Origin of the sequence: Anabaena sp. UHCC 0187 (assembly GCF_009712035.1) — a bacterium.
In the GTDB taxonomy this organism is placed as follows: Bacteria; Cyanobacteriota; Cyanobacteriia; order Cyanobacteriales; family Nostocaceae; genus Dolichospermum.
Map to the genome: position 1 here is coordinate 66,903 of NZ_VILB01000003.1, position 15,084 is coordinate 81,986.

Annotated in this window: 5 protein-coding genes; 1 reads left to right on the top strand and 4 read right to left on the bottom strand. The window is 38.0% G+C overall.

The window, feature by feature from the left end:
• Window positions 1–96: 96 nt before the first annotated feature.
• The 4 genes from FJR11_RS02860 to FJR11_RS02875 form a co-directional block, all read right to left on the bottom strand.
• Window positions 97–3,411 carry a type I polyketide synthase gene (locus FJR11_RS02860; protein WP_168502222.1) on the bottom strand — a complete coding sequence of 1,105 codons (3,315 nt, stop codon included), beginning with the start codon at window positions 3,409–3,411 and terminating at the stop codon, window positions 97–99.
• A gap of 4 nt (window positions 3,412–3,415) precedes the next feature.
• Complete coding sequence (locus FJR11_RS02865) at window positions 3,416–4,768, bottom strand: polyketide synthase (protein ID WP_168502223.1); 1,353 nt, start codon at window positions 4,766–4,768, stop codon at window positions 3,416–3,418.
• 180 nt (window positions 4,769–4,948) lie between these two features.
• The gene (locus FJR11_RS02870) at window positions 4,949–6,679 is read right to left on the bottom strand and encodes an SDR family NAD(P)-dependent oxidoreductase (RefSeq protein ID WP_168502224.1); all 1,731 of its coding nucleotides are present in this window, start codon (window positions 6,677–6,679) and stop codon (window positions 4,949–4,951) included.
• Between the two features lie 184 nt (window positions 6,680–6,863).
• On the bottom strand, window positions 6,864–12,239 hold the full coding sequence (locus FJR11_RS02875) for a type I polyketide synthase (protein WP_168502225.1): 5,376 nt from the start codon (window positions 12,237–12,239) through the stop codon (window positions 6,864–6,866).
• Between the two features lie 1,578 nt (window positions 12,240–13,817).
• Here FJR11_RS02875 and FJR11_RS02880 point away from each other — a divergent pair.
• The gene (locus tag FJR11_RS02880; protein ID WP_168502226.1) at window positions 13,818–15,029 is read left to right on the top strand and encodes an ABC exporter membrane fusion protein; all 1,212 of its coding nucleotides are present in this window, start codon (window positions 13,818–13,820) and stop codon (window positions 15,027–15,029) included.
• Window positions 15,030–15,084: the final 55 nt, after the last annotated feature.

Below are 15,084 nucleotides of genomic sequence, written 5' to 3' on the forward strand. Positions count from 1 at the left end.
TTCAGGCTATTTCTGAATACAATTTTTTCTTCCCTCTGTGTCCTCTGTGCCTCTGTGGTTAGTTAAAAAAGAGCTTTACACTTAACACTAAGTGGATTATTTCTCTTCGTTTAGTAGGTTCTGAGCGCAAGCTAGTTGCAATTGGATGATTTCGCTCATTTGTTGACTAAAATCTTGTCTAGCTGCTAAGAAACTTGTGTGCGTTTTAGTTAATTTCGCAGTGTTGTTACTCAGGTTTTGATACTGAGCAATTTTTAAATCATTCATGCTAATTTTTCCACTAGATTCTTGATTTATGTTTTGCTTAATGATTTTTGTTGACTCAAAGAATTTTAGTTTCTTTGACAATTCTAAACCGTTCTCCATGATCGTTTTCATGGTATTTTTCTGTGGTTTGGGTTGGGGTTTGGGGTAAATTTCTGTGGGTGCTATTTTCTCCGATGTCTGTAGGGAATTGATGATTTTATACTCTTGATGAGTAGGATTTGTTTGCTTGTGGTTATTAGCAAAAATTTGGCGATTTTCTGCATTCAAAATTGCAGAAGTCATGGAATTACCACCTAATGTAACTTTTCTCAGTGCAGCTTTTTTCTGTTGGGTGTTTTCTGAGGATAGGTTATATAAAGGAGCAAGATTCAAGTTTACTTGATGACTCAATAATTTTGCTAATGCTTTAATTAGGGAACTATGATCATCTGTACCCCGTCGGTTTAGGGATACGGTAAGATGTTCTTGATTACCTAAGTTTTTATCTATCCAGCGTGAACAAATACCACCAGCACCGGCTTCAATAAAGATTTTTGCTCCGTCACCATAGACGCGATTAACTAAGCGGGGAAAGTCGAGTTGTTGACATAATCCTGTGGCAATATTGTGGGCAATTTGGTTGCTTTCAATTTCAATTGATTGATATTCAGCCGCAGAATAAAACTTAATTTCGGGTATTTTTTGCGCTGGTATAGTGTATAATTTTTCCAATTCTTGAGACTCTGATTGCATTGCTTGACAATGAATCACATGATCAAAGGGAGCAGGAAAAGAATTACAACCCAGGGTTTTAATTACTCGTTCACAAGCTGCTGGTTCTCCGGCAATTAATACTTCTTCTGGGGTATTAATCTGTGTTAGGTAAACACGGGTTTCATTTTTTAAACATTCTCTAACTTGGGCTGGAGTAGCCATGAGAACGTAGTTAGCCCACAACTTATTCTCTGGATTTATGTCAGTTTTTGGTAGTCCCCAATACTCACGGACAGCATTTTTGGGTCCTGATAATCTATCTCCAAATAAAGCTGATGAATTGAAGGTATGACTAACTTCATAAAAATTGCTCCATACTCCTTGAGCAACCATCATGCTAGTTTCACCTAAACTATATCCGAAAATATATTTAGGTTTAATTTGAAAATCCTCGGTAATAATTGTGGAGATTAATCTGGTAAAAAGCACTTCTGCTTCAAACATTGCTAAGGAATCATCCAGCAATTTCTTTTCTAGGGTTTCTAATTGTCGAGTTGACAATTTACTCAAACTTCTCGGAAATACCAGTTTTTCAACATCTGCTGCTCGTTCGTCAAGACTTTTGATAATGACATCATCTAAGACTTTAGGAAATAAACGGAAAAGACTCCGACCAATTCCTAAATAAGTATTAACAGCAGCGGGATAAACAAAGGCAATTTCTCCATCTTTACCCAGGGGTTTGGGTGTGAAATAACTACCTATGGGAGTTTGCCAATCTTTGCCATTTGCAAAGGCATTAGTTACACCTTTTTTGGCGGAATTAATTTCTTTGATTAATTCTTTTTGGTTGCGTCCAGTTAGGGAAAGTGTATATTTGCTGTCAGAGTTTTGTTGAAATTTAACAAAGGTTTGACTAGCGATATCTTTGAGAGAATCAGCATTTTCAATTGTTGCTTGCAAATGATCCAATGCTGCTAATAAGCTAGATTGATCATCTGCCGCAATGGGTAATAAATGCAAAGGTCTGGATTCTAAATATGTGCTGGTGCGTTCTGGTTGTTGGGTTTCTTCTGATAAGATGATATGGGCAAAAGAACCGTCACAACCAATACTATTAATCGCGGAAATTCGAGATTTGACCTCTTTTTGCAAAAACCAAGGTCTGGACTCAGTAGCGACGTAGAAAGGACTACCTTCCCATACTTGCGGTGTTTTCACACCAGACCAATTGGGAGTTCCGGGAATATATCTGTGATAAATACTCAGTGCAGTTTTAATTAAACTGGCAATTCCGGACGCAACGAAGGTATGACCAATATTAGCTTTAACGCTACCTATAGCGCAGTGTAAACCATCTCCAACGGCAGGATAAGCTTGAAGAATACCGTTAATTTCGGCTTCGTCTTCTGCGGGAATACCACTAGCGCAGACTTCCAAATAATTAACTTTTGTGGGTTCAATTCCTGCTTGTTGAAAAGCCTGTTGACAGACTTGGGTAATGGTATGGCTATCTACAGCCATTGAGGGAGATTGACCAATGCTAATACCATCAATTACTGCATAGATTCGTTGATTATTTGCTAACGCCGTATCATGACGTTTAAGAACAACTGCACCTGCACCTTCTCCCACATTCCAACCATTAGCTTTTTCGTCAAAACTTAAAGTATTGACTCCTGTATTAATTGTCCCAAATTGACTTCGCAACAAGACATTTTCTACACCTCCTGCTAAGTCAACAGCACCCACAACTACAGCATCTACTTCATGAGTATCTAGCAGCATTTGCGCTAATTCTAAAGCTTTAAAAGCGGCTGTTTCGACGGCACTAATAGTAAAAGATGGGCCAGAGAAATTCCATAAAGAGGAAATCCGACTAGCCATAATATTGGTAACGTAACTCAGATATTCACTCAATTCAACTTGATGATGAATACTATCTTGAACAATGCCTTCTAATTGATTAACTTTTTCTGGTGATAAAGCAATTTCTGCCCCATTCAAACCATCTTTAATTTGCCAAGATGAATTCCATCTTTGCTGGAGTTGGTGTACAGATAATTCTGTATCTGCGGCAATAATTACCGCTACGTTACTATTAGGTGAAAGTCCCGCATCTTTGAGGGCGCGGTCAGCAACTCTTAATAATAAAAGTTGTTGAGAGTTGATTTTTTCAACTTCATTGGGAGGAATTTTGTAAGCTAAAGTATCAACTTCAAAATTATCAATATACGCTCCTTGTGGGACTTTTCCAGCTTCTAAACCATACTCGCGCAGTAAAGTTTCTTGCTGGTCAATACCATGCCATCTTGATTCTGGTAAGGTGACAAAATGCTGTTTTCCATCATAGATACTGTTCTCAAAGGCATCTAATTCTTGACATTCACCAAAAAAGGCATCCATTCCTACAATCGCCATTTTTGCAGTCTTATTTTGCTGAATATTCATTTGCTTACTTCCCCTGTTCTAAAATGATATGAGAGTTTGTTCCACCAAAACCAAACGCACTTAAAGCTACTCTTTTAGTTCCTTGACTCGGCCATTTCGTAGGCGTTCTGACAATGTTTTTTGGAGAGACAACATTGTTTTCAGCACCTATGGGTTGAGTCACATGAATAGTTGGAGGAATAACCCCATGAGACATACTTAAAATTGTCTTGGTTATGCCTACCATGCCAGCAGCAACTAATAAATGACCAACATTTGTTTTGGTTGAACCTACTAATGGTGCTGCTTTATATGGACTAAAAAAGCCTTCAATTGAGTTACATTCTGTGGTATCTCCCAATAGAGTGCCGGTAGCATGGCACTCTAAATAATCAATAGTTTGGGGGTTAAGTTCAGCCTCTGAATAAGCTCTTTGATATGCCAGAGTTTGCCCTTGAGGATTAGGACTAAGAAGGTGCTTACCTTTACCATCATTAGATAAACCATTGCCGCAAATCGTTGCCAAGATTTTGTCACCATCTCTCACAGCATCACTGTATCTTTTGAGCATTACCATTCCAATTCCTTCGGAGGTAATTAACCCGCGTGATGACTTATCTAGAGGACGACTAATGCCATTATCTGGATATCCTTGAATACCAGAAAACAACATTCTGATAAATAGTGGATCTGAACAACTAATTGCACCAGCTAACATCAAATCAGCTTTGCCAGATTGCAGATAATGGGATGCTAATTTAATGGCATAAAATGATGACGAACAGGCAGCATCTATACAGAAATGAGTTGCAGATAAAGAAAATGCTTTGGAAACTATAGCAGCGGGTAAACCGGAAACCATAGCATTGTATGGAGAGACTTTTGTGGAGGTTGATGAACCACTTAAATGAAAGTCTTTTTCCTGTAATAGTTCACCAATTGCAGGTTCAATATTTTGCTGATAAATAGGAGCAAATAGGCTATTAGAAGCTTTGGTTGGTAATCCCAAAGTTCCTAAAACTACGCCACATTTTGCCAGTGCAGTTTGATTTCCCCAATAACCACTTTGGACAATGGCTTGTTTGGCAGCATACAATGACCATTTAAAGGTATTATCTAGGCTTTCAACAAATGCCCCAGGTAAGTTATACTCGTTGGCATCAAATTTAAAGTCGCGGATAAATCCACCTTTTTGAAAGTAGAATTTTTCCGGTTTACCTTTGGTTTCATCGTAGAATATAGCGGGATCTATTCCCAAATCCGCTACAGTTATAGATGATGTTGAATCTTTTTCTGCGGTGAGATTCTGCCAAAATTCTTCAGGATTATTAGCATCGGGAAATAGGCAAGATAACCCGATGATTGCTATTTTTTCCAATTTGAAAATCCTCGTTGGGGCATAAGACGTGACTGAAAAGGATTTACGCTATTCCCCCAATCGGCAAGGATTAACAACTTGCGCTGTTATTCGGTAAAAATTCACGAATGAAACGAACCGCAGAGACGCAGAGGGCGCAGAGGTAGAGGATGAAGAGATGTTATTTATTCTGCATTTTTTTTACTTTTTATTTAACATTTTCATTGGCCAAATTACGGCTTTTGCTCCTAAGATTTTGGAGTAGATTTTTCCTTGACTATCATGGATAATGAAGTTCACGGTTGCACCTGTGTCGGTTTTGGTTATGATTTCACAGGAAACATAAAATGGGACGTTGAATGGTACTGCTAGATACTGTTCACAGTATGTTAATTGTCCTGGTAAACAAACTTCTTTATGGATATAATTTAACCATAGCCATAATGTTTGGGTACTCAAATCAATGATGTAAGGATTATGCCATTTTACGGGAAATTGTCCTTGTTCTTTGGCTGTGATTTCTTGCCAACAACATTCGGCTGTGAGTTTTTCTGGACTAATATTTAAAACTTTGGTAATTTTCTGGAAAGCTGGTCCATGAAATAGGGATAAATCACCATTTTGATAGAAGTCTTTGGCTGTATCAGTGACGATATTATCTTCTCTGAGATCCATTGCTTCATAAATGGGTGCTTCTGGCATATTTTTTACCAGTTTTATCAGAGAACTAAAGTGATAATGAGTTCTACCTTCGGGAGTTTTACTCAATATTTTGGTCTGAAATTCGACAAAATCACCATCAACTTTGGCAACTTCTTGAATTTCTAGAATATGTTCTTTAGCCAAGGTAGAATTAAAGGTTATTCCTTTTAAAACTTTGAAGTCTTGGCAACTGAAATATGTATAACCTGGATAAATTTCTTCACAGCCATTTACCATCCATGATTTAGCACAGGTTGCTGGTAAAACTGGTGAACCGGCAATTGTATGATCATGCAAAAATGGATTTTCTGCTAATGTCATTCTTCTGCGAATGCGATAGCTACGAAGTTCTGAACCTAAAGGAGCAGGTGGTAGTTTCATGGAACTACCAATGACAACTTGTGTATGATCTTGATAAGCTGGATGTAGTTCATTAACTAACATTTGTGTGCCAACTTCTACTGGAATAATACTAATTCCTCGTTCTGCAAATGCTTTTTTTAATTGTGGTGTTACCATGCCACTATCCCAACCTCCCCAGTTAATTGCCACTACATGACAATTGGGGTTATATTGTTTCATTAAATGGGCTGATTTACTGAGAATTTCGTTAGCGATCGCATAATCACTTTGACCGATATTACCATAAAATCCAGTCACGGAAGAAAACAATACTAAATGTTGTAACTGCTGAGGATTGACACAAGATAGGAGATTTTCTAAACCCTGAACCTTAGCAGTGTAAACTTTCTCAAAATCATCTTCTGTCTTTTTTTCAATTAACTTATCTGCTAAGTTACCAGCACCGTGAATAATTCCGGTAATTTGACCAACTTTTTGAGAAACTTCTTGAAGTTTAGCTTGCAAATTCACAGTATCAGTGACATCAACACTAATATATTCAGCCGTTCCTCCTGTCGCTTCAATAGCTGCTAAAGTCTTCTTAATTTCCCGACTAGAATTGATTTGATTAAATATCTTTTGTACCATCATGGGTGTTGGTTTCTCACCTTGAGAAATCAAATTTTCCATAATGCGTTTTTTTAAAGCGGAATCTTCCAAACAATCACGTACATATTCCGGTTCTCTAGTGATTTCCGAACGACCTAAAAGAATAAACTTACAAGGTTGTTGTTGTGCTAATTTAATAGTACATTGAGCAGTGATTCCCTTTGCGCCACCACTGACAACAAAGACAGAAGATGGACTAACTTGAACTGTTGCAGTCATAACTATGATTTATGGGATTTATTTGATTTGGATGATTAATTAGTCTTAACTATGATTTATGTGATTTGTTTGATGGGGATGATTTATTGATTGATGAGAAAATAAACAAGAAATGAATCCAGTAAACTCAGCAAATAATTCAATCAAAAAAATCAAACTAATCAAACAAATCACAGTTTAGACATTACTCACTTTTTGCCACCAGCGTTACCCGTCCTTGATCACCATAACCAACCTCGCCAATATAGCGATTAGAATCATGCAATTCAGCAACGATATATTCAGCAGATTCGTGAGGATCTAAAGTGGGATTCAGGTCAATTGCTCGGAAGAATACCTGTGGCCATTCCCAGCGCAAACTCTTCGTTAAACCAAACAACCCGGCACCAATTGCACTAAAATTACCTTCATGTCCTAAGCCAAATTCACCGTCCAGATGGGCAACTGTGCAAAAGCTTGTTCTTCCTGCTAATGATGCGGCATTATTCAAAGTTGCCTTCAGATGTTTAGCCATTAAAAACACTTGTTTAAGAATTGCCTTTTCTGCTTCTGGATAAGAAATATGCCCAGGTTTTTCAGGAGTAAATTGAGGATGTAAGTGAATAAATGCCCCAATCGGTCCATGTTTAGTAGTCACACTTTGCAATAATAATTGCAGATGTTGTTCACTCATGTTTGCCAAAGTTACACGGGTAACACCTAGAGGTAATGGCAATTGTTCGGGAACTAATGATTGGGGGAAACTCAAAACTACAACTTTCCAACCTTGTTCTATCAGTGCGTAGGCTAGTTTGGTGGTAGTTAAAGAACCATCATCAGTGATTAAACCAATGTGTCCTTCTGCTAACTGCGCTTCTAAAAAATCTGGTCTAGGTAAGGTTTTGAGTTGAGCGGGACGACGGGGAAGATTGGGGTCTACTATTGGTGGTGGGGTTAAATCAACCACATCTGGGCGGGGAGACCCCGCCCCTACGGTGGGTGGGATGAGGTCAACTACCGGGTTAACATCAATGTGCGGCTTTTTTTTTTCACCTCCCACCAGTGATTGGAGGTAGTTAACGATTTGTCCGATTGTCCGTAGGTCGCCTAATTCTTCTATATTAGGTTTGGGTAAGTCAGGATACGCTTCCTGCATTGCTCCCAGTATTTCTACCCGTTTGATGGAATCTATGCCTAAATCGGCTTCCATGTCCATGTCCAGTTCCAGCATTTCCACTGGATAACCTGTTTTTTCACTGGTGATGTTTAGCAGGGTTTGTCCTAAATCTTGGTACTGGGGACTGGAAACTGATTCTGGTATTACTTCCTCTATCACTTGTGTTTGGACTTGAGGAATTATCACTGGTTCAGGTATTACTTCCTCTTTCACCTCTACACTGTCACCTGTCACCTGTAACCTGTCACCTGTTCCCTGTCCTTGCAGATATTCGACAACTTGACCAATGGTGCGTTTTTCTGCCAGTTCTTCGAGGTTGGGTTTAGGTAAGTTGGGGTATAATTCTTGCAATCCTCCCAGAATTTCTACCCGTTTAATGGAATCAATACCTAAGTCTGCTTCCATATCCATATCGAGTTCTAGCATTTCGATAGGATAACCAGTTTTTTCGCTGGTGATACTTAATAGATTGTTAGCTAGATCATCAAGATTAAGATTGTTATTTGCAGGTGCAGGTTCTGGTATGAATGCAACTGGGGACTGGGGAATAATAATTGGTTCAGGTTCAATTACTGGTGCAGCAATTACAGGTTTTACAACTTCAATTACTGGGGGAACAGGTTCTTCTAATTGAACTTTTGGCTCAATTACTGGTACTGCTTGAGGGGGAATAATATTAACGGTGGGGGTAGGGCGGGGAGACCCCGCCCCTACAGAGGCGACTGCTTGGGTATCAGAAATGAGTTGAGAATATTCTTCTTGAATGAGTTGGAAAAAGTGTTTGGTATATTCTATCTGTTCCCGCAGATATTGTTCATGAATGCGGAGGGTTTCACCTTGTTGGGAATGAAACTGGATCATGCTACGCTCTAAGCTTTCCATGATCACTTGCTTAATTTGAGCGGCTTCAGCGGAAGATTTAGCATTAGCAAATAAGGTGTTTTGCTGCTGCATTAATTGGAAGAAGGTTTTCGCGTATTCTATTTGATGATTTAGATATGTGCTGTGAACTTCTAAATTCTCGCTTTGGTTATGTTGAAACTTACTCAGAAGTGTTTCTAAACTAGTGAGAATTTGTTGGCAATTTACAAGATTATCTGGTGTTTGCATCTTCTCTCTGGATTGCGGCGCGAAGAATTCTGGGTTGGGTTCTTTGGTGATGGTTGCAGTAGTCATTTGTGGCTGTAACTGGGTTTCAATGACGGGTGGTTTTTTATGTCCGTTACCGTTGCCGTTATGTCCGTTGGTTGGGGGAATTTTGGCAATTACGGGAGTCTCTATTTCTAAATTCTTGAATTCTTGAATTTCTGCCACATTGGGCGCGGAGACAGCGCCCCTACTGTCCTGAATTCCGGAAATTTTATGTCCGTCCGCTAATGCTTCTGGAAAGGCATTTTTGGTTTTATCGGAAACGTAGTTAATGCCGGTTAGTTTGACGCTAAGAGTCTTTTTGGTGGAAATGGGAGGCAATACGGCAGGGAGTTTATAGGGGTCAAGATTGCCCAAATTCATGCCGATAACTCGCAACTGCACTGCGGCTTCTCGCAAAGAGCGATCGCTGTTTTTGGAGGCACTAGGATTTAGAGATATGGTAAGATGGGGGCGATCTCCTAATGTATCTTTTACCAAGTTACTTAACACCCGTTTTGGTCCAAATTCTACGAAGCAATAACCACCAGCCGCATAGATATTTTCAATCTCTTGTTTGAACAGTACAGAACTAGCCAAATGGCTTTCTAAGTTCTTTTGAATTGCCGCTGCATTTTGTGGATAATGTTTACCAGTGACATTACTAAAAACCGGAATTTGGGGATTGTGGAAAGTTACCGATTTAGTCGCAATGGCAAAGGATTTTTGCGCGAATGCTATTAATGGAGTATGGAAAGCCGCAGACACAGGCAATAAAACCGCACTGTATCCTAACTTTTCGCAAGCAGCTTGAACTTTTTGAATTTCTAACTTTGGTCCCGCTAAAACAATTTGAGTAGGAGAATTAAAGTTAGCAATACTTACTTTTGGAAACTGCTTCAGTACCGGTTCAATTTTGCTGATATCTTCCTTCACCGCTAACATACTACCAGCATCATGATCTGGATCTTTGGGTGCGGCCATGGCCTGTCCTCTAGCTTTCACTAGGAACAAATAATCAGCCTCACTCAACACTCCCGCAGCCCACAAAGCGGTTAATTCACCAAAACTATGACCGGCGGCGAAATCTGCTTTAAAACCAGCCTGTTGCAAAATTCCATACAACCCGGCACTAAATACCCCAATTGCCGGCTGTGCATATTCCGTTCTTTGCAAAGTTGCAATTTGGGCTTTTTTCTCAACTTCATCAAAGCTAGAACGAGGGAAAACAACTTCAGAAACTGGTTGCAAATTACCTTGCTTGAACAGATGATCCATCTTGCCATATAACTGTCGCAAGCTGGGGAAATTCATCACTGCTTCTCTGCCCATTTCCAAGTATTGAGAACCTTGTCCAGAGAATAAAGCGACAACTTTTCCACCTAAATCCATACCAGAGGAACGGTAATAAATACCTTGAGGATGTTCCCAAGAAATTGCATCCGGCTTACTTTTGAGTAAACCAAGACTAACTTGCAGTAACTTACAAGCTTCTTGTAAATTCTCAGATACAAACCCAATTCTGAGGGCAGTTTTAGGGATAGCTAAAGATTGACAATCTAACAATAATTGAGAATAGAATCTTTCGCCCTCGTTAGCTTGCAAATTATTTAAAGTTGCTTCTAACTTGCTAATTAATTCAGCATGAGTAGCACTAAATAATAGCACTTCACCGGCTGCACCATGTAAACGATAGGAACTTTGTTGTTCTGGTTCGTATTCTTCCAAAACAACGTGATAATTTGTGCCACCAAAACCAAAGGCACTCACCCCCGCACGTCGGGGAGTTTCACCTTCTGCCTTTATCCAAGGTCTAGTTTGAGTATTAAGATAAAAGGAAGAATTTTCAATATTTAATTTGGGATTTGGTTCGGTAATATTGATAGTTGCTGGCAATACTTTATGATGCAATGCTAGGGCAGTTTTAATTAAACTAGCAGTACCAGCAGCGGCTTTTGTATGTCCAATTTGTGATTTTACACTTCCCAAAGCAATATGTTGTTTTTGGGTGTCATGTTTACCGAAGAAATCCTGTAAAGAACTAAATTCTACGGGATCTCCTGCCATTGTTCCTGTACCGTGTGCTTCCATTAAACCCACAGTTGCCGGAGAAAATCCAGCATCATCATAAGCCCGTTCTAAGGCTTTAACTTGTCCTTCTTTTCTAGGGGCATAAATACTCTTGTAGCGACCATCGCTAGAAGTACCAATTCCCTTGATTACCGCATAGATTTTATCCCCATCTTTTTGGGCATCTTCTAAGCGTTTGAGGAGAATCATCCCAATACCTTCACCTAACATCATCCCATCAGATTTAGCATCAAATGGTTTGACATTATCGCTAGGAGTTAGTGCAGGAGTTTTGCTAAAGGAAATGTAACCCATGATCGTGTTATCGGTGTCTACTCCACCGGTTAACATCATATTGCTACGATGTTCAACTAATTCACTAATGGCCATTTTTAATGCGCCAAAGGAACTAGCACAAGCCGCATCAACTACACAGTTTGTACCGCCAAAATTGAGGCGATTAGCAATTCTGCCAGCCACCACATTTGCTAACATTCCAGGGAAAGCATTTTCATCCCATTTCACATAAGCAGATTTAATTTTATCAACAATCTTTTTCGTATCTTCGTCAGATAAACCACTGCTTTTGAGAACCTTTTCCCAAACCGGATATTCTAATCTGGCAGTTAAGGGCATTCCCAATTGTTTGCCCATAGCTACACCCAAAATCACGCCGATATTTTCACGGTTAAATTCACGGGAGTCGCTATAACCAGCATCTTCCATTGTTTCTTTAGCAACTACTAAACTTAATAGTTGAGAAACATCGGTAACTTCTAAAATGCTAGGAGGAATACCAAATTCCATGGGGTTAAAATCAACTTCAGGAATAAAACCACCACGTTTACAATAGGTTTTATCTTCTGTTGTTCTGGGATTAGGATCGTAGTAATCTTCTACACTCCAATGGCTAGAAGGAACATCAGTAATACAGTCAATTTTATTAACAATATTTTGCCAGTAATCCCTTAATGTTCTCGATTGAGGCATTAAGGAAGCCATGCCAATAATAGCTATGGGAGTTGTGTGCAGTTTTCTATTAATTTCCTTAGTTGACATGGAATTTATCGAATTTTCTAAGTTTCCTGAATTCATTTTTCCTTCCTCTATAAACTTCAGCACAGCCTGTTCAAAACTATTAATTTGGGCTTCTAATTCCGTCAAAGAACTTTTTATTGTGTCTATCTTTTGAGGGGGGCAAGACATAGGACATAGACTAATTTTGAGTACCGTGAATTGTGCAGCAGGCTATCAACAGATAGTTAATCTGTATTCGCGCAGTTGCCGCAGGTAAGTTTAAATGCTTGACTTTACATCAACACCACAGGATATATACTGCCTTGTTTGTGGCAAATGTCGAGTTCCTGGGTGTTTGCTGGATGTTTTGCCGCAATTTTAGAACCTTATGTTCATGAATAAATACTAGACAATACTGGACTTTTGATATTGAAAAAGTGAAGATTACCTTGTGGTCATAACTGGCAAAAGGACATACTTAAGCTGAAGGATATGTATGAAGACAGAAGCGTTTTTATCTCTTAATCATTGAATGTTTTACCTATGGAAGAATAACGTTCTGTATGTTGATATAGCAGTTGCCAGTTTTTAAAGTCCAGGATAACCTATTTTAGATGATTAGACTGATAAAAGCTGCCAAAATCGTTACAAAATAATTAGCACTCTGTGGCAAATTCTATGAATAGTGAAAAAATACTTAAACAGCTTTTCAATAGTCTAGCAGTTTGTAACTTAGTGAGATCCAAAACCCCGGTTTATCAAGGTATAGGTTTTGTTTCTTTAGGCAATTCTGCTGTAAAAAGCTGAATAGATTTTAGTATTTCTTCTGTTTATAGAAATAAAATCAACAATTTATTTTTTGATTGATAAATGTTGAATTAATAAAAAGACTAGCACAGCTTATGAAAATGGAATAGTTCATTTTTGCTAATTTTTGGAGGAAAATATTTGTTAATTGATCTCCTTTTAAATAAAACATAATTGGGTGAGTATAATCTAGAACTGAATTTGTGAATAACATATCTTGGGTAATTACGGGTTGAACATCAATCTTTTCTTGATAATTCAAGGATTTTATGTAAATTGTCTCACAAGTAACAAATCAATAAATATACACAAGAAACATTTGAACATAATTGGGTGTTTTTTGAGCAAACTATCATAATCAAGTCTTAGTTTTTGATGAATTTATAAGATAACTCACCTTTTCTAGACAATTGGTTATTTATAAACCAAACATTAATTTGTTGGATGTTGATCATTAACCTGTAGATATATCAATTGTGATGAAATATGGACAATTGGCAGATATTAACCATGATTTGCTAAAAAAAGTACAGATTTTTAAATGAATTCATGAGTAATTAAATATAGTATGTAGTCAACGATTTTATTAATTGAAAAAACTAATTTTAGTTGACAATATCAAAGTTATTTGGGATAATTGCAGGTAAGTTTATTCATTCTCCTTAAGTTATTAGCATCATCACTACTTGGGAATTGAATATCTTTACTTTTCCCTAGAGCTATCGTATTTTAGGCTACTTAATTAAATGCCAATTCAAGATAAAACTGATAGCGGAGACTGGCGTTATACATGGATAATTGGAAGTAAAAACACCGCTAATTTAGGTATTTATAACAGCTAAGAATGCTGGCAACAATTCATACATAAATAATTAGACATATTCCTTCTATGAGAGCAATAAAGGATAAGTCTATAACCACTACCAGTATTTTCCGACATAACACCATTGGCATAAAAATATGGCAGTAAATAAAGAACGCCAATTATTCAAACTAGCTACGCTAAAGTGGAGAATAATTTTGGCAACTTCTCTAACTTTAGCGACAGGGTTAGTATGTTTCTACATTTTTCATCAGTTGAAAGTAAATTCTCAAACTCAAACTCCTTCTGTTCCGACTGTTAGTAAATCTCAACCTACCCCTATTAAAGTTGCTGTAACTGCCCTAGGAAGATTACAACCACAAGACAAAATTACTTATTTATCTGCTCCTAATTCTATCAACGGTGTCCGAGTAGAAAAACTGTTGGTAAAGGAAGGAGATAATGTTAAAAAAGGACAAGTATTAGCTTATCTAGAAAACTATGCTCGTTCTCAAGCAGCTATCCAACAAGCATTTGATCAATTGTTAATTGCCAGAACTAAACTTGCACAGGTACAAGCTGGAGCAAAAACTGGAGATATCAATGCTCAAAAAGCCACAATTACTCGCTTGAATTCCCAAGCAAAAGGAGATATTGCGGCTCAAACAGCAACAATTAACCGCATTAAAGCTGAAGTTGAAAATGCTCAAAAAGAGAGTAATCGCTATCAACAATTATCTAAAGATGGTGCTGTTTCTGCTTCCGTTGCCGATAGTAAAAATTTAGCCCTAAAAACTACACAACAGCAGTTAAAAGAAGCTGAAGCTACTCTCAAACGGACTCAAGATACTTTCCAAGATCAAGTCAAAGAAGGAAAATCCAAACTTAACAGTATTAAAGAAGTTAGGGTTGTAGATGTAGAGTTAGCAAAAAGTGAAGTTAAAAGTGCAGAAACGGCAATTCAACAGGCTAAAGCTGACCATGATTTAACTTACATTGCTGCTACTATAAATGGTACAATTTTGCGAATTCATGCCAGAAATGGCGAAGTAATTGGTACTTCTGGCTTTGCTGAAATTGGTAATACATCAAAAATGCAAGTTCTAGCAGAAGTGTATCAAACCGATATTCAAAATGTCCGAATTGGTCAAAAAGCTATCATTACCAGCACGACTTTTCCTGGTAAATTACAAGGAACTGTCCGAGAAATTGGTTGGCAAGTTGATAAACAAGGCATCTTTAGTATTAATCCTAATTCTGACGCAGACCGCAGAGTAATTGAAGTCAAAATATCTATTGATAATCCCAGCGATAGTCAAAAGATATCTCGCTTAACTAACTTGCAAGTTGATGTTGCAATCCAGATTTAGTCATTAGTTATGAGTCATTAGTTATTAGTTATTTTCAACAACTGACAACTGACAA

What these genes read in the sequence shown, in the direction of transcription:
- FJR11_RS02860 (WP_168502222.1), bottom strand. Translation starts at nt 3,411, where the DNA reads ATGAATATTCAGCAAAATAAGACTGCAAAAATGGCGATTGTAGGAATG.
- FJR11_RS02870 (WP_168502224.1), bottom strand. Translation starts at nt 6,679, where the DNA reads ATGACTGCAACAGTTCAAGTTAGTCCATCTTCTGTCTTTGTTGTCAGT.
- FJR11_RS02875 (WP_168502225.1), bottom strand. Translation starts at nt 12,239, where the DNA reads ATGTCTTGCCCCCCTCAAAAGATAGACACAATAAAAAGTTCTTTGACG.
- FJR11_RS02880 (WP_168502226.1), top strand. Translation starts at nt 13,818, where the DNA reads ATGGCAGTAAATAAAGAACGCCAATTATTCAAACTAGCTACGCTAAAG.